This window comes from Ruminococcus sp. (genome assembly GCF_019417665.1).
GTDB lineage: Bacteria > Bacillota > Clostridia > Oscillospirales > Ruminococcaceae > Ruminococcus_C.
Genome location: NZ_DXUU01000016.1, coordinates 19320 through 35759 on the forward strand (window position 1 = coordinate 19320; position 16440 = coordinate 35759).

17 protein-coding genes are annotated in these 16440 nt (G+C 51.6%); 10 read left to right on the forward strand and 7 right to left on the reverse strand.

Translation table 11 applies throughout. From position 1 onward, the window contains the following. The first annotated feature begins 45 nt into the window (after positions 1-45). The 10 genes from ftsZ (at position 46) to QZ375_RS06030 (ending at position 8435) form a co-directional block, all read left to right on the forward strand. Positions 46-1167, forward strand: coding sequence for a cell division protein FtsZ (ftsZ, locus tag QZ375_RS05985; protein WP_295216749.1), 1122 nt, complete (start codon positions 46-48; stop codon positions 1165-1167). Between the two features lie 292 nt (positions 1168-1459). Then, the gene (locus QZ375_RS05990; protein WP_295216751.1) at positions 1460-2032 is read left to right on the forward strand and encodes a sigma-70 family RNA polymerase sigma factor; all 573 of its coding nucleotides are present in this window, start codon (positions 1460-1462) and stop codon (positions 2030-2032) included. A 97-nt stretch (positions 2033-2129) separates the two neighbouring features. After that, positions 2130-2411, forward strand: coding sequence for a zinc-ribbon domain containing protein (locus tag QZ375_RS05995; protein ID WP_295216754.1), 282 nt, complete (start codon positions 2130-2132; stop codon positions 2409-2411). 143 nt (positions 2412-2554) lie between these two features. Further along, positions 2555-2767, forward strand: coding sequence for a DUF1858 domain-containing protein (locus QZ375_RS06000; protein ID WP_295216757.1), 213 nt, complete (start codon positions 2555-2557; stop codon positions 2765-2767). Between the two features lie 260 nt (positions 2768-3027). Further along, the gene (locus QZ375_RS06005) at positions 3028-3705 is read left to right on the forward strand and encodes a class I SAM-dependent methyltransferase (RefSeq protein WP_295216760.1); all 678 of its coding nucleotides are present in this window, start codon (positions 3028-3030) and stop codon (positions 3703-3705) included. After that, on the forward strand, positions 3699-4499 hold the full coding sequence (locus QZ375_RS06010; RefSeq protein WP_295216763.1) for a Nif3-like dinuclear metal center hexameric protein: 801 nt from the start codon (positions 3699-3701) through the stop codon (positions 4497-4499). The genes QZ375_RS06005 and QZ375_RS06010 overlap by 7 nt, the downstream gene beginning before the upstream one ends. Next, a complete protein-coding gene (locus tag QZ375_RS06015) occupies positions 4496-5329 on the forward strand; it encodes a putative RNA methyltransferase (RefSeq protein WP_295216766.1) in 834 nt (277 codons plus the stop codon). Before QZ375_RS06010 ends, QZ375_RS06015 begins: the two co-directional genes overlap by 4 nt. Positions 5330-5423: 94 nt before the next feature. Then, entirely contained in the window at positions 5424-7157 is a 1734-nt protein-coding gene (locus QZ375_RS06020) for an NFACT RNA binding domain-containing protein (RefSeq protein WP_295216769.1), read from the forward strand. A gap of 1 nt (position 7158) precedes the next feature. Continuing rightward, complete coding sequence (locus QZ375_RS06025; protein ID WP_295216771.1) at positions 7159-7779, forward strand: uracil-DNA glycosylase; 621 nt, start codon at positions 7159-7161, stop codon at positions 7777-7779. Positions 7780-7910: 131 nt separating this feature from the next. Beyond that, positions 7911-8435: a DNA-3-methyladenine glycosylase gene (locus QZ375_RS06030; protein ID WP_295216774.1), complete on the forward strand. Its 525-nt coding sequence runs from the start codon at positions 7911-7913 to the stop codon at positions 8433-8435. Positions 8436-8576: 141 nt separating this feature from the next. Here the strand turns inward: QZ375_RS06030 and QZ375_RS06035 are convergent, their stop codons facing one another. From QZ375_RS06035 to QZ375_RS06065, 7 genes are all read right to left on the reverse strand, one after another. Next, positions 8577-10529, reverse strand: coding sequence for a bifunctional 4-hydroxy-3-methylbut-2-enyl diphosphate reductase/30S ribosomal protein S1 (locus tag QZ375_RS06035; RefSeq protein ID WP_295216776.1), 1953 nt, complete (start codon positions 10527-10529; stop codon positions 8577-8579). A 3-nt stretch (positions 10530-10532) separates the two neighbouring features. Beyond that, positions 10533-11282 (reverse strand): lysophospholipid acyltransferase family protein, encoded by a 750-nt coding sequence (locus QZ375_RS06040; RefSeq protein WP_295216779.1) that lies wholly within the window; start codon positions 11280-11282, stop codon positions 10533-10535. A 119-nt stretch (positions 11283-11401) separates the two neighbouring features. Then, positions 11402-12070 carry a (d)CMP kinase gene (gene cmk, locus QZ375_RS06045; protein WP_295216781.1) on the reverse strand — a complete coding sequence of 223 codons (669 nt, stop codon included), beginning with the start codon at positions 12068-12070 and terminating at the stop codon, positions 11402-11404. A 70-nt stretch (positions 12071-12140) separates the two neighbouring features. Further along, a complete protein-coding gene (locus QZ375_RS06050) occupies positions 12141-13388 on the reverse strand; it encodes an NAD(P)/FAD-dependent oxidoreductase (RefSeq protein ID WP_295216783.1) in 1248 nt (415 codons plus the stop codon). Positions 13389-13394: 6 nt separating this feature from the next. After that, positions 13395-13604 carry a DUF3006 domain-containing protein gene (locus tag QZ375_RS06055; protein WP_295216786.1) on the reverse strand — a complete coding sequence of 70 codons (210 nt, stop codon included), beginning with the start codon at positions 13602-13604 and terminating at the stop codon, positions 13395-13397. An 8-nt stretch (positions 13605-13612) separates the two neighbouring features. Next, entirely contained in the window at positions 13613-14455 is an 843-nt protein-coding gene (locus QZ375_RS06060) for a ComEC/Rec2 family competence protein (RefSeq protein WP_295216789.1), read from the reverse strand. A gap of 56 nt (positions 14456-14511) precedes the next feature. After that, complete coding sequence (locus tag QZ375_RS06065; RefSeq protein ID WP_295216791.1) at positions 14512-16398, reverse strand: YgiQ family radical SAM protein; 1887 nt, start codon at positions 16396-16398, stop codon at positions 14512-14514. Positions 16399-16440 lie beyond the last annotated feature (42 nt).

Genomic DNA, 16440 nt, shown 5'->3' on the forward strand with positions numbered 1-16440 from the left:
AATATACAGCTTGTGATAGAAGTTCTTGTAGGAGGAAATGTTGAGATGACTGATTTTATCTATGAAGATGCGTTTGATCCCGATGTGAATATTAAGGTGATCGGTGTCGGCGGCGGCGGCGGAAATGCGCTCAATTGCATGGCATCTTCCGATGTAAATGATATTGAGTATATTGCAGTCAATACCGATGCAAAGGCATTGAACAATTCAAAGGCAACCACTAAGATCCAGATCGGTGCAAAGCTGACAAAGGGGCGTGGTGCAGGCAACAAGCCGGAAGTTGGCAAAAATAGCGCAGAAGAGAACAAGGATGAGATCGAGGCTGCACTCAAGGGTGCTGATATGGTATTCATCACTGCCGGCATGGGCGGCGGCACTGGTACTGGTGCAGCTCCTGTCGTAGCTCGTCTGGCACAGGAGGCTGGTATCCTGACAGTGGCTGTTGTCACTAAGCCTTTTGCTTTTGAACGGGAACAGAAGATGATCCAGGCAGAAAACGGCATTGCAGAACTTCGCAAGTATGTGGATTCCCTGATCGTGATCCCGAATGAAAAGCTGCTGGAAGGTCTGGACAAGCCCTTGACCATGCGGGAATCTTTCGCACTGGCTGACGATGTGCTCAAAACCGGCGTCAAGAGCATTTCCGATCTGATCGTAGAAGAAGGCTATATCAACCTGGACTTCGCAGACGTTTCCACGATTATGAAGGGTGCTGGCTATGCGCATATGGCGATCGGTCACGGTTCCGGCAAGGACAAGGCAAAGGAAGCAGCAAACGCAGTTATCGCAAGTCCGCTGCTGGAGACTTCGATTGCCGGCGCAAGACGACTGCTTATCAATATCGCTATGAGCGAGGATATCCTCTCTTCCGATGTGGATGTTGCAACCAAGATGATCACCGACAAGGCAGCCGACGATGTAGAGTTTATCTTCGGTACTGCTTTCAAGGAAGATATGCAGGATGAGATGACCATTACCGTGATCGCTGCCGGCTTCGACATAGAAGACCCGGATGCACCGGTGCAGGAAGAACCCATTCCGGTGGACAATCCTCTGGTCAAAGACGTGAAAGTCAGCGGTGCACAGAATGCCGCTCCGGCACAGCCTCAGACACCGCCGGTAGATGATGATCTTATGGCGATCTTCAATATTCTGGATCGCAAATAAGCCTTTTTATAAAAAGGATCTTGAAAAAATTCAGCCCTGGTGCTTTTATGTGCTGGGGCTTTTTTGGCGCAAACGCATAAATCTGTGCATATTGCTGGAAAAACCGACTGCAAAACTGGGAGAAATGCCGGTTTTGCAGACAGGTCAGAGAATTCGCAGGAATGTTATTGACAATTTTCTGTTTTTCCGATATAATATAAAAAGTGCGGATGTGCTGTGTGATGCAGTACATGCTGCATTTCCTGAGCAATAGCAAACTGAACAATTTCACGGATTGATAGGGGAATGAGTGTTGAAGCCGGTACCTTTTGAACAATTACCGGATGAGGAGCTTGTGCTTCTGGCGAGACAGAACCGTCAGGCAATGGAAGTCCTGATCACACGATACACTGGTCTCGTGTGGCGTCAGGTACGGCAATATCAGGGAAATTCCGATGCCGAGGATCTCGCACAGGAGGGCTTTTTGGGTCTGATCTCTGCGGCATGCCGGTATGAGCGCATACGCGGCGTGCCGTTTTCTGCCTATGCGGGGAAATGCGTGACAAACAGCATTGTATCTGCCTTGCGGCGATGCCGCAATCTGCCGCTTCCTGTGGGGGCGTCGGATGTGCCGCCGCTCTCTCAGGTACAAGATCCGTCACGTTCGCCGGACTCTGTGGTACAGAGCCGAGCCCAGACTGCGGCAATGATTTGTGCCATGGTGAACCGCTTATCCCGGCGGGAATATCAGGTTTGCATGCTGATCTATGGCGGTGCTTCTTATGCGCAAGCTGCGCAGAAATTGCACATGTCTGTCAAATCAGTGGATAATGCGTTGCAGCGTGCACGCCGGAAGCTTCGTGCGGCGGCGGAAGACACGGTGTGATGGGATTGCACCGGGAATATTTTTTTAATTGAATTGCCGGAGCGTTCCGGCACGAGGAACCGCAAAAGGGATGCCTCGGGAAAGGTAAGGTTACACTATGTACGAAGACAAGACTTTGGTATGCAAGGACTGCGGAGCAGAATTCGTTTTCACTGCCGGCGAGCAGGAATTTTACGCAGAAAGAGGCTTTGTAAATGAGCCGAAGCGCTGCAAGGCGTGCCGTGATGCAAAGCGTGGCAATGCGCCGAGACCGGAGCGTGAAATGTTCACTGCTGTCTGTGATTCCTGTGGCGGTGAGGCAAGAGTTCCGTTCCAGCCTCGTGAAGGCCGTCCGATTTATTGCAGTGCATGCTATGCCAAAATGAAGGAAGAGGCATAAATCCCACTCCAATGATGCGGTATTGTGACTGTATAACAGTTACGCTGTTCTTTTTGTCTGCATAGCAGCACCTGGTTTCGGGTACGCTATTTTTGCAGGTGCAGCAAATTGCTGTATGATGCACAGACAGGAGGTGTTAGAATATGGCAATGATTACTAAGGAAACCATCATCGGTGATATTCTGGACATTGCGCCCCAGACGGCTCCGCTGTTTATGGCAATCGGTATGCACTGTCTTGGCTGCCCGGCTTCTCGTGGAGAAACTGTGGAAGAGGCCTGCATGGTGCACGGCATTGATCCGGATGAACTGCTGGAAGAGTTAAACAAGCAGATCGCAGCCGGTGATGTCAAGTAAAATCGTTTTTTCAGATTGCTCCCCGTGTGAATTCTGCCCTTTTGGATGGTAGATTTTGACGGCGGAGCAATTTTTGTTCGCCGGTAGTGCGAAAATGCGGTATGCACTCCCTACGATTGCACGAATTCGGTGCAAATGTAAGGGCGGCCATTGGTCGTCTCGCAGGTGAAACGTTTCAATAAATTGAAAGCACGGCCGAACAATGTTCGCCCCTACATTATATGTTATGCGAATTCTCTTATAGAAAGGAGACAAATCACATGCTGACCAAACGTCTCGCCGCCTGTGCGGCACTGGTGACAAAGGGCGGTGTTGTCTGTGATGTGGGAACAGATCACGCCTATCTTACCGCAGAACTGCTGCAAAAGGGCATCTGCACCCGTGCCGTTGCCACAGATATCCACCAGGGACCGTTGGATGCTGCACGCCATACCCTCAGCGAAGCCGATGTGCTGGCACAGACGGAATTGATCCTCTGTGATGGATTGGAACAGGTACAGCCGGAGGGTATCACCGATGTGGTCATTGCCGGCATGGGCGGCGAGACTATTGTGCATATTCTGGAGCAATGTTCATGGAAAAATGAGGTGCACCTGATCTTGCAGCCCATGACAAAAATTCCCACACTCCGGCAGTGGCTGGTGGCACAGGGCTTCGGCTGGAGGGAGCGTGTGATCGCAGAGGGGGAGAAATTCTACATGATCCTGGATGCACGGTATGACGGCATATCACGTACTTTGAGCGTTCTGGAACAGGAAGTGGGTTGTCCGGACTGGACGGAGAAAACGGCACAGCGTTATGCCAGCTGGAAACGAGTACGTTTTCAGAAACTGGCACAGCAGCTGGAGACGGCAGGGCAGCCCGATGCACAGAAATGGAAAGCAGCTGCGGCACAGCTGGAACAAATGGAACATACATGGGAGGAATCCAAATGCTGACAGTCGGAAACATCTATGAAGCCATTGATACATTTGCACCCTTTGCGTCCCAGGAATCCTGGGACAATTCTGGTCTCCTTGTGGGCAGCATGTGCCAGCCGGCACAGCGGATTCTGACCACCCTGGATATTTCGGTAGAGCTGATCTCAGAGGCAGTGCAGCGGGAAGTACAGCTCATTGTGGCACACCATCCGGTGATCTTTTCGCCCCTGAAAACACTGCCGGTTTCCAACCCTGTATATCAGATGGCAGCTCATGGTATTGCTGCCATCTGCGTTCATACGCCTCTGGACGTTGCACCGGAGGGCTTGAATATGTATGCTCATACGCAGCTGAAGGATGCCTTGCTGCTGGAGGGAAATCTGGCAGTACTGGAACCCACCTGGAAAGACGGACGGGGTTTCGGCTGGGTTGATATGAGCCGGAGGGAATGGATGCCGGAGGAGCTGGCAAAGCAGTTGCAGACGGCGTTCAGCTGTCCGGCAGTGCGTTTTTCCAATGGAAACAAGCCTATCCGAAAAGTCGCATTCAGTTCCGGTTCCAGTGCGTCCCTGTTGGAACTGGCAGCAGCGCAGGGCTGTGATGCTCTGATTACCGGAGATATCAAGCACGACCGCTGGTATGCGGCGGAATTCCTGGGGCTGTCGCTGTTCGACTGCGGTCACTATGGTACAGAGCGGATGGCTGCGCAGATCTTACACGACACTATCTGCGCAGTGTATCCGGAGGCAGAGGTATTCTGTATGCCTGGTGCTGATCCGGCGGCAGTTCTGGCAGGAGGTGCGTTGCAATGAGTGTTTGGAAATGCCCGGTCTGCGGTACTTTTATGCAGCATCGGGGGCGGTGCTGGAGCTGTACCAAGGGACATACCTTTGATATGGCACGGAGCGGCTATGTGAATCTGCTTCCGGCGAACCGTAAGCACGCAAAGAATTCCGGAGACAATGCGGTGATGATGCGTGCCCGGCGGAAGTTTCTGGATGCCGGACACTATGCGCCGCTGCGCAATGCCCTGGAACAGGCAGCGCTGCGCTACGGCAGAGCCGGAGGGGTACTGCTGGATGCCGGCTGCGGCGAGGGGTATTATACAGAGGGTGTGGCGAAGGCACTGGAACAGGGGAATATGCCTATGCAGATCTACGGTGTGGATATTTCCAAAAGTGCTGCGGATGCGGCATCCAAACGCTGCCCGGATGGGCATTTTGCCGTGGGGAGTGTCTACCATCTGCCGGTAACTGACCACTGCTGTGATCTGCTCATGACCATTTTTGCACCCTATTGCGGCGAGGAATACCGCCGGGTACTGCGGAAAAACGGGGTGATGATGATGGTGATCCCCGGTCAGCAGCACCTGTGGGGGCTGAAAGAGGCAATTTACGATGTGCCCTATCCCAATGCCGTCCGGGATTATGCCCTGGAGGGCTTCGAGCTGATACAGGCGGAGTATGTGGACAGCTGGCTGAAGCTGGACAACCCGGAGGATATCCAGAATCTGTTCCAGATGACGCCCTATTATTACAAGACCGGACGGGAAGAACATGCTCGGCTGGAACAACTGCAAAGCTTGTCCACACAGATTTCTTTTGAGGTTTTGCAGTATCGGGTGGTGGATGCCGGAGAATGAGGAACAGGAATGTTGAAAAAATAAAACACGAACTTGCGGACAAATGGATTTGAATCGTATCGCTGGATTCCACCAAAAGAAAGGATGAAAACACATGGCATTAGACGGTGCATATTTACACGCAGTACGGCAGGAACTTCTGCCGCTCATTGATTCCCGTATTGAAAAGATTCACCAGCCGGCACGGGAAGAGCTGATCCTGGCACTTCGCAGCCGTACCGGCGGAGCAAAGATCCTTATTTCCTGCGCCGCAGACCGGGCACGGGTACACCTGACCCAGGTGACAGTGGAAAATCCGAAAACGCCGCCTATGTTCTGTATGCTCCTGCGGAAACGCCTTGGGAACGGCAAGCTGCTGGATATCCGCCAGGACGGTTTGGAGCGTGTGCTGTACTTCGACTTTTCCTGCGTCAACGAACTGGGAGATGTGGTACAGCTGACGCTTGCCTGTGAGATCATGGGGCGGTACTCCAACCTGATCCTCATTGATGAAAAAGGCATTGTCATCGACAGCATGAAGCGTGTGGATGCCACCATGTCCAGCAAGCGTCTGGTACTGCCGGGCGTTACCTATAAAATGCCGCCCCGGGACGACCGCCTGAATTTCCTGACCGCTTCTGACGAGGAGATATGTACTGTAGTTGCTTCGAAAAATGCAGAGCTGTCTAAGGCGCTCCTACAGACCTTTGAGGGTGTTTCTCCGGTGCTTGTCCGGGAATGGGCATATTACGCCGGACAGGGCGCAGCGTGCCGTGCAGAAGCGCTTACAGACGATCAGAGAGATCGTTTGTGCTATACCATCCACCGCTCCAAGGAAATGCTGGAGCAGGGCACGGAAGTCTACACCATGGTCAGCACCCGGGAAGGACAGCTCAAGGACTTCTCCTTCCTGCCTCTGCATCAGTATGGTACGCTTATGGTGACGAAAACCATGCCGTCGGCGTGCGAACTGTTGGATGAATTTTTCGCCAGCCGTGACCATGCAGCAAGACTGAAACAGCGTGCCAATGACCTGTTCCATCTGCTGCTCCACGCCACAGAGCGTATCCAGCGGCGTATTGTTTCCCAGTCGGAGGAACTGGACGCTTGTGAGGAAAAGGACGCCTTGAGGCATAAGGCTGACCTCATTTCGGCGAATCTCTACCGGCTGCACAAGGGTGATACCACGGCAGAACTGGAAGATTTCTACGACCCAGAGTGCCCCACGGTTACCATTGAACTGGATGCCCGTCTGACGCCGCCGCAGAATGCGCAGAAATATTATCAGGCTTACAAAAAGGCGTGTACGGCGGAAAAGATCCTGACCGAGCAGATTGCAAAGGGCAGGGAAGAACTGGCATATCTGGACAGCGTACTGGATGTGCTGAGCCGTGCGGAGACGGAAAATGATCTGGAACAGCTGCGCACAGAGCTTGCAGAACAGGGGTATCTGCGGCTTCTGCGGCGCAAGGGCAAGCCGCCGAAATCCCTGCCGCCTATGGAGTTTACAGCTTCGGACGGCACACGGATTCTCGTGGGACGCAACAACCGCCAGAATGATCAGCTAACCCTGAAAACGGCAAATAAAAACGACATCTGGCTGCATACCCAGAATATTCCCGGCTCTCATGTGATTCTGGAGACCGGGGGCAAAGAGCCGTCTCAGCAGGTATTGGAGGAAGCGGCGCAGCTGGCGGCATATCACAGTAAGGCACGGGATTCCGCACAAGTTCCGGTAGATTATTGCCCGGTTAGGTTTGTGAAAAAACCAGCAGGTGCAAAGCCGGGGATGGTGATCTTCTCCAACCAGCATACGCTATATGTGACGCCGAAAGGAGATTTGTTATAGTATGACAATAGAAAAATTTGTGGAAAAGTTAAGCATGGAAATGCCGGAGAGCGATTTAGTGGAAAATCAATACCTAAATTCAATTTGTTGTAAAAACTTAGGGATATATTTATCTAAGCTTTTTGAAATTAATCCTACAATTCTATTAGTTGGTGAAGCACCCGGTTATAGAGGGTGTGCATTGACAGGGGTTCCATTTACAGCAGAATATAATATGATGGAAATAGATAATTTGGTGTTGGGAAAGAGAAAAGGCTATGCAATAACTGATGAAAAGAAGACAAGCTATCAGAAAGAAGGATCCGCTACAATTATTTGGGACGTTCTGGAACAAGTGGAATTTATGCCTCTAATGTGGAATATTTACCCCCTTCATCCTCATAAAGCAGGGAATTTAAAGACAAATCGAACTCCAACAGAAATCGAAATGAAAAAAGGAATTCAATATATTGATGATCTTTTGGATATATTCAAAACAATTGAAAAGATTTATGCTCTTGGAAGAAAGTCTGAAACGCATTTAAGGTCACACTATACTGACAGAGAGATTATGTACATACGACATCCTGCGAATGGTGGAGGAAAAATGTGTAGGTCTGGTATAAAAAATATCTGCCCATAAAACCGGCAGGTGCAAAGCCGGGGATGGTGATTTTTTCTAATCAACATACGTTGTATGTGATGCCAAAACAGATGGAACAAGAATAATGGTATAAATAAGTGTAAATCATATGAGAAAAAGGGGGAGATACCATGCAGCCTATACGACTGAACGAAGCCTTTTTCCACCGGGACTGCCTGGAAGTTGCTCCAGATCTGGTGGGGAAACTGCTCCTGCGCCGGCTGCCTGACGGGACGATCTTGCAGGAGCGTATTGCCGAGACAGAGGCATACCGGGGCGAGGAAGATCTGGCTTGTCATGCCTCCAAAGGCAGAACGCCCCGGACAGAATTGCTCTATCGGGAAAGCGGCGTGATCTATATTTATCTCTGTTACGGGATGCACTGGCTGATGAATGTCATTACAGGCGAGCCGGAACAACCCCAGGGTGTGCTCTTTCGTGCAGGAGAGATCCACAATGGTCCGGCAAAACTGACAAAATACCTGCAAATCGACAAGGCATTGAATGGGGACAGTTTTGTCACCTGCCCGGATCTGTGGATCGCAGACGATGGATTTCGTCCGGAACTGCGCACCGATGTGCGTGTGGGCATTGATTATGCTGGGGAACATTGGAAAAATATGCCCTGGCGGTGGATCGCCGATGTGAGAAAATAAAAAGAATAACTGTTTGGGCTGGAAACGCAAGACAGTTATTCTTTTATAATTATCCTTATAAATAAAAAAGCGACAGTGCAGCCAAAAGCCACACTGCCGCTTTTTATTTTACCTTGTCAAAAAAGAATCTCTGGACTGGGATTATTCCTCGTCCTCAGCAACGTCCTCATCCTCCAGCAGAGCACGCATGGAGATGGAGATGCGCTTGTTCTCGATGTCGATGTCAATGATCTTAACATCAACAGTATCGCCAACAGAAACGATATCCTTGACATTTTCAACACGCTTGTCAGCCAGCTGAGAAATGTGGATCAGACCGTCTACGCCGTCAATGATCTGTGCAAATGCGCCAAAAGGTGTGATGGAAACGATGGTAACCGGGATCACATCGCCAACGCTGTAGTTTGCCTTGAACTTCTCCCACGGGTTGTCCTCCGGCTTCTTGTAGCCCAGAGAAATGCGGTTGTTTTCACGATCCAGATCCTTGATGAATACTTCAATGTAGTCTCCCACGTTGACAACTTCGCTGGGGTGCTTGATGCGCTTCCAGGACAGCTCGGAGATATGAACCATGCCATCGATGCCGCCCAGATCTACGAATGCGCCGTAGCTGGTCAGGGACTTGACTTCGCCCTTGTATACCTTGCCCACTTCAGCAGTTTCCCAGAATGCTTCCTTTGCGGCATCCTTTTCAGCCTTCAGAACAGCCTTGATAGAGCCGACAGCTCTTCTGCGGTGTTCGTTGACTTCCAGGATGGTGAAACGCTGGGTGGTCTTTACCAGAGAATCCATCTCTGCACCTCTCGGCAGACCGCTCTGGGATGCCGGGATAAATACGCGAACGCCGGCATAAGTGATGATCACGCCGCCCTTGACAGCTGCGTTTACGGTGCCTTCCAGAATTGCACCCTCATCCTTCGCCTTGATGATCTCTTCGAAACCCTTCATCTCATCGACCTTTTTCTTGGACAGGGTCACAATACCCTCCTGGTCGTTGATCTTGGTTACGATCAGATCCAGCTCGTCGCCGATAGCAACAACATCAGCAGGCTTCTTGGAAGGATCGTCTGTCAGTTCGCTCAGCGGTACATAACCAGTGTGCTTTGTGCCGACATCTACGATAGCTTCCGTATTGTTCAGCGAGCAGACGGTACCCTTTACCTTTTCCCCTGTATGTATTTTTTTGAAGGACTGATCCAGTGCTTCGGCGAAGTTGATGTCCTCCTCCATGGTGTTGTTATCCATAATTTCAGTCATAGTTTGTTGAACCTCCTTAATGATATGTGCCGGTGTGGACGCGCCGGCTGTAATCCCGATCTTCTCGGCATTACATAGGTCTAAAGTGTAAAGCTCATCCGAATTCTCAATATGATAAGACCTACAGTTTCTGTTGCAGACATGATACAGCTTTACGGTGTTAGAGCTGTGTCTGCCGCCCACAATGATCATTAAATCTGACTTGCGAGAGAGTTTGTCTGCGTCGGACTGCCGCACTTGAGTTGCGTGGCAGATTGTATCGTAAACCATAATATTCGGGTTGTCCTTGGGAAGAGCTTCTAAACACTTTTCCCATACTAATATATTATACGTTGTTTGCGCAACAATTGCAAGCTTTTTATACGAATTCGATAATTTTTTTTGAAAAAAATTGTTTAGGGCTTCTTCACTTTCAAAAACAAAGCAATTTCCTTTGCAATGTCCAACGATCGCAGCGACTTCCGGATGATTTGCATCTCCGGCAATGAGGACAAAATCTCCGTCTGCAGTATGCTTTTCCACAATGCGGTGGATCTTGGCAACAAAGGGGCAGGTGGCATCCACATAGGGATTTCCGGCACGTTCCAGTTCTGCATAGACATCGGCGCTGACACCGTGGGAGCGAATGACCACACATTCGCCGGGTTGAAGTTCTGAAATGGAATGAACGATACGGGCACCTTTCTGAGTCAGGTCGTCGACCACATTCTGGTTATGGATAATGGGTCCCAGAGTGGCCACGGATTTATAGTGTTCCAGTGCCTGGTAGCAGAGCTTTACGGCACGGTCTACGCCGAAGCAGAATCCGGCAGAGTCGGCAACGGTGATCTGAGCCATGGTTTAGTCCTCCGTTTTTTCAGGGGCAGATGTATCTGCCTGTCTTTTCTGTTTCAATTCGGCACGGCGCTGCTTTTGCGCAATTTCAATGGACGTGCGTTTTTTTGGTTCGTCGTGGAGAATGGGAAAGGGCGGATCTTCCTCCACCATTTCCCGGATAGCATCCATAATATCCTTGCGCATGGCGTGCATATCGTGGGGCGTGGCGTTTTCGTCCAGTCCGTAGTCAGCGGCATAGATGGGTTTTCCCACCCGGACGCAGATACGGCTGCGGAAGTGAAGATTGTTGGAATCGAAGATCAATCCCACAGGAACGACCGGCTTGCCGCTGCGTGCTGCCAGGACGCAAACACCGCTTTTACCTCTGCCCACTTTGCCGTCTGTGTGACGAGTGCCTTCCGGGAAAATGGTTAGATGGCGGCGCTTTTCCAGACGGCGTGTTGCCTCAGAGAGCATGTCATAGGACGGATCCTTGCTGTTGGATGTAGGGAATGCACCCATGAACCGGATAAAGCCGCCGAATACGGGATTTTTGAACAGCGGTTCTTTTGCGATATAGTTGAACGGATGGGGTGCTGCCATTGCCACGAGTACCGGGTCGAGGTAGCTGCGGTGGTTGGAAGCGAAAATGACAGCAGTTTTTTTCGGTACATTTTCCCGTCCCTCGAATTGGATGCGATAGTAGAACAGGAACAGAAACCGTACGATGTAATAGGCGATGCGATAGAAAAATACGACAATGGGATAAGGCAAGTGATGACCTCCTTTTCAAGTGAAATTGTAAAATCTAAAAATGTTTCTTAACCGTTTTCACGAAGGGTGCTCATCATGCTGATCCAGTTTGCCCCTTCTTTCAGCAGATTCAGAACAACTTACTCCAGATCCAACCGTTCCTCAATGAGATCCAGGATTTCCTCGCACACCTCATGAAATCCCATCGTTGTGCTGTCAATGAGCACAGCATCCTTTGCCTGCTTCAAGGGTGCAACTTCACGGTGCATGTCATTATAATCCCGCTGTTTGATCTCCTCCAGAAGCTGCTCATAGGACGGCGCATCAGGCTTGTCCTCCAGTTCCAGATACCGGCGGCTGGCACGTTCCTCCGCAGAAGCCGTCAGATAAATTTTCAGATCGGCGTCCGGCAGTACCACAGTGCCGATATCTCTGCCATCCATAATGACATTATACTCTCGTGCAATATCTTTCTGGGTCTCCAGCAGGAATTCCCGCACTTCCGGCAGGGCAGAAACCTCTGATGCCTTCATGGAGATCTCCGGCGTACGGATCTTGTCGGTGATATTGTCACCGTTTAGAAAAATGCACTGAGTGCCGCCGAAATACTTCATTTCCAGATGGCAGTCGTCCTCCAGTGCGTTCAGAAATTCCCGACGGGAAGAATATTCTGTGGAGAACAGGGCAATGGCACGATACAGCGCACCAGTGTCCACATAGACAAATCCCAGCTCAGATGCCACCTCTCTGGCAATACTGCTTTTCCCGGCGCCCGCAGGGCCGTCGATGGCAATGTTAATCGTTTTCATAAGGTAACTCCTTTATGTATAATTTCAATATTGAACAAAAACTATGGTAGCAGGCGCTTATCCTGCCATATTAAAATAATACCTGATCGGCTTCGCTCATGGCAAGTCCGGCGCTGTATGCCGTGGCAAAAGCAATTTGCAGATTAAAACCGCCTGTATAGCCGTCCACATCCAGAATCTCTCCGGCGAAATACAATCCCGGACAGCACTTGGATTCCATGGTCTTGGCGTTGACCTCCCGCACAGAAACGCCGCCTCTTGTGACAATGGCCTCCTCAATGGGGCGGAACGTTTTGACCTGAAGCGGTACAGCCTTCACCAGCTTTCCCAGTGTCAGCCGCTGTTCCCGTGTCATACTGTTGGCCTTGGTATCCGGTGGAATCCGGCATAGTTTCAGTACCGGAAGGATCAGCTTTGCCGGCAGCAGCGCGTGGAGAATATTCCCCAGATCACGATTTGGACTGTCCGTCAAATCACGCTGGATACGCTTGTCCAGCTGTTCCGGTGTCAGTCCTGGCTTCAGGTCGATTTCCATGCGGTAGTCCTGCGGTTGCCCCTTGCGCATAACAGCACTGGCGCTGAGTACCAAAGGACCTGATATACCGAAGTGGGTGAAGAGCATTTCCCCCAGTTCCTCAAAGACGCATTTGTCTCCCCGATACAGCCGGAGCGTGACATTCCGCAGGGACAATCCCATGGCATCCCGGCACCATGTCTCTTCTGTTACCAAAGGTACTAGAGACGGCATGGGCGGCACAATGCTGTGTCCGGCTTTTTCCGCTAGTTGATACCCTATTCCTGTGGAACCAGTCTTGGGATAAGACACGCCGCCAGTAGCGAGAAGTGTCGTCCCTGCCCGGAATTCTCTGCCGTCCGCAGTGCGTACACCGCAGCAGCGGTTATTCTCCAGAATGAGATGTTTTGCCCTGCATCGTATTACCGGGATTCCGGCACGGCGGATGGCTTTCTGGAGTGCCTGTACAACATCCTCCGCACGGTCGCTGACAGGGAACACACGGTTTCCCCGTTCCGTTTTCAGGGGTACGCCCAATTCCTCGAAATATGCCATGACATCCTGGGGCATACACCGGGAAAAGGCACTGTACAAAAATTTCCCGTTGCCGGGAATATTGGCGAGCAGTGTCTCTCTGTCGCAGTTGTTGGTCAGATTACAGCGTCCCTTTCCGGTAATGCGCAGCTTTCGTCCCAGCTGTTCGTTTTGTTCCAGAATGATGCAGCGTTTTCCGCTGCCGGCGGCAGTCAGGGCTGCAAACATGCCCCCAGGACCGCCGCCGATACATAAGTGGTCTGTTTCCATATTACCTCACTGTTTCTTTAATTTTTTGGTACGTGCCAGGAGCTTTTCCCGCCGTATCCGTGTGGCTTCTGCATCCACTGCATAGCCGTTTGCTGTCTGGGTGAGAATGTCTCCCTCCCGTGCATTTTCCGGCAGCAGACTGCGTGCTGCCTGTATTATGCCGCTGTCTGTTTCCAGTACGGCAAGATCGCCTTCGAATCGGTCAATGATGATCATAATGTCCCTCACTTTTCTGTTGTCACAGTCAGCTGCTGTCCGTTGGACTGAATGCAGACTGTGCCATTTTCGTCTGTCCGCCAGATCTGTTCGCCGCAGAATTTGGTGAGCCGTGCTATGGCTTCGCTGTGGGGATGCCCATAGGAATTGTCATAGCCGCAGGAGATCACCCCATAGCTGGGATTGATGGCATAGAGAAAATCATCGGTGGAGGACTCCCGGCTGCCGTGGTGTCCCACCTTCAGGACATCCGCCTGCACATGATCCAGTGCACCGGATTCCAGCAGGTCTGTTTCCTCCGGCTTGGAGGCGTCACCGGTAAAGAAAAATCCGGTTTCGCCGCAGGTTAAGTAGGCGCAGATGGAGTAGTCATTGAGGGAACTGTAATCCTCTCCCGGCGAGGGGATGATCTCCAGCGAAGCACTTCCCAGATCAATGGTCATGGAGACGGCTTCCGTCAGTTCCAGTCCGTTTGCCTCCACGCCGTCCAGAAAGCTTTCATAGATTCTGGTGGTGGGGATCTGGCTGTCCGGCAGTGCCGGGGTCATGACATTTGCAACAGTCAGATCGTCATATGCTGCGGCATATTCCAGAATTTTCGGAAGTCCGCCAATATGGTCTGCATGGGGATGGGTGCCGATGATCCAGTCCAGCGTGGTGACGCCGTATTTCTGTAAATCGGCAAGGATATCGTCTCCGGCGCTCTGTTCTCCGGCGTCAATGAGGACAGCGGCAGTATCCGTCACAATGAGTGTACTGTCGCCCTGTCCCACGTCCAGAAAATAGACGGAGCAGCTGCCTTCTCCGACGGTCTCTTCGCCGCCGAATGCCTGGTCGATGGTATCGGTCATATAGATCTCGATATCCTCCAGCGTACAGCCGGGCAGGAGAAGTGCTGCAAATGCGGTCAGGAGCGCCGTGATTTTTTTCGGGGTGATGGTTTTGAATTTCGTGGGGATGCACCTCCTTTGTGTTGTTTTGGATGGGATGCAGAACGGGGCTTGGCATCCGGTGCTACAAGGCAGCCCGGCTTTGTGCCGATGAGATCCTGCCGTCCTGCCTGCCGCAGTGCAGTCAGCACAAGCTGCTTGTTCTGCGGCAGATAATATTGCAGCAGTGCACGCTGCATGGCTTTTTCCTGGGGTGTTTTCGGAACATAAACCGGTTCCATGGTATAGGGGTCTAATTCCGTGTAATACATACAGGTAGAGATGGTTCCTGGCGTAGGGTAGAAGTCCTGAACCTGTTCCGGATGCAGTCCGTGATCTCGGAGGAAGAGAGAAAGCTTCACGGCTTCCTGCAAGGTGCTCCCCGGATGGGAGGACATGAGATAGGGCACAAGATACTGCTTTTTTCCAATGCTCTTCGTGATCTCATAAAATCGTTTCTGGAATGCCTCGTAGCATTCGATGTGAGGCTTGCCCATTTTGTCCAGCACTGCATTGCTGACATGTTCTGGTGCAACTTTCAGCTGACCACTGACGTGTTCTGCCACTAGTTCCTTGAAAAAAGTATCATCCGGGTCTGCCATGACATAGTCAAAGCGGATGCCTGAACGGATGAACACACGTTTCACACCGGGCAGGGCACGGAGTTTCCGCAGGATATGGAGATATTCCGAGTGATCTACCTGCAATGCCTTACAGGGCTTTGGCGCAAGACATTTCTTTCCTGCACACATGCCGGCTTTCTCCTGCTTCTTGCAGGATGGCAGCCGGAAATTTGCCGTAGGGCCGCCTACATCATGGATATAGCCCTTGAAATTGGGCATGGCAATGATCTTTTTTGCTTCATCCAGGATGGATTCCTCACTGCGGCAGGTAATGCGCCGTCCCTGATGGAGGGCAATGGAACAGAAATTGCAGTAACCAAAGCAGCCCCGGTTATGGGCAATGGAAAACTGTACCTCCTCGATCCCCGGCACGCCGCCTTGCGCATCATACATGGGATGGGGACGCCGCTGGTAGGGCAGGGCATAAACGGCATCCAGTTCCTCCTGCGTCAGACTCAGTGCCGGAGGATTCTGCACCAGCATTTTATCTCTGTGGCGCTGGATCACCGTCTTGCCGGTGATTTCGTCCTGCTGGTCATACTGCTGTCGAGTCGCCTTAGCATAGGCTTTCTTATCCTGGCAGACCTGGGCATAATCCGGACACTGCACTGCACCCCATGGGGTGTTCACCGGATTGGTAAGATAGCATGTCCCCCGGATGCCGGTGATTTCTCTAATCGGCACACCGTCTGCCAGCTGCTGCGCCAGTTCTGTGATCTGGTGTTCTCCCATGCCGTACATGAGCAGGTCGGCACCGCTGTCCACGAGAATGGACGGGCGAACGGCATCGTCCCAGTAGTCATAGTGGGCGAACCGCCGGAGGGATGCCTCCAGACCGCCGATGGCAATTGCCGCATGGGGATATGCTTTCCGGAGCTGCTGACAATAGGTGATCACGGCACGATCCGGGCGAAGTCCTGCCTTGCCGCCAGGAGAGTACATGTCATTGCTGCGGCGGCGCTTAGCAGAAGTGTAGTGCGCCACCATGGAGTCAATATTGCCGCCGGTCACAAGAAAGGCAAGCCTCGGCTCGCCGAAGCGTTGGAAATCCTGTGTACTGTGCCAGTTCGGCTGGGCAATGACAGCCACGCTGTAGCCCTGGGACTGGAGTAGTCGGGTGATGATCGCCGCACCGAAGCTGGGATGATCCACATAGGCATCGCCGGTGATGTAGACGAAATCCGGCTGGGATACGCCGGTTTCCAGGAGTTCCTGTTTTGTGATAGGGAGAAAGTTGGTCATGGGGTGCACCTCCTTTTTGGGGCTATAGGATTATATCTGTTT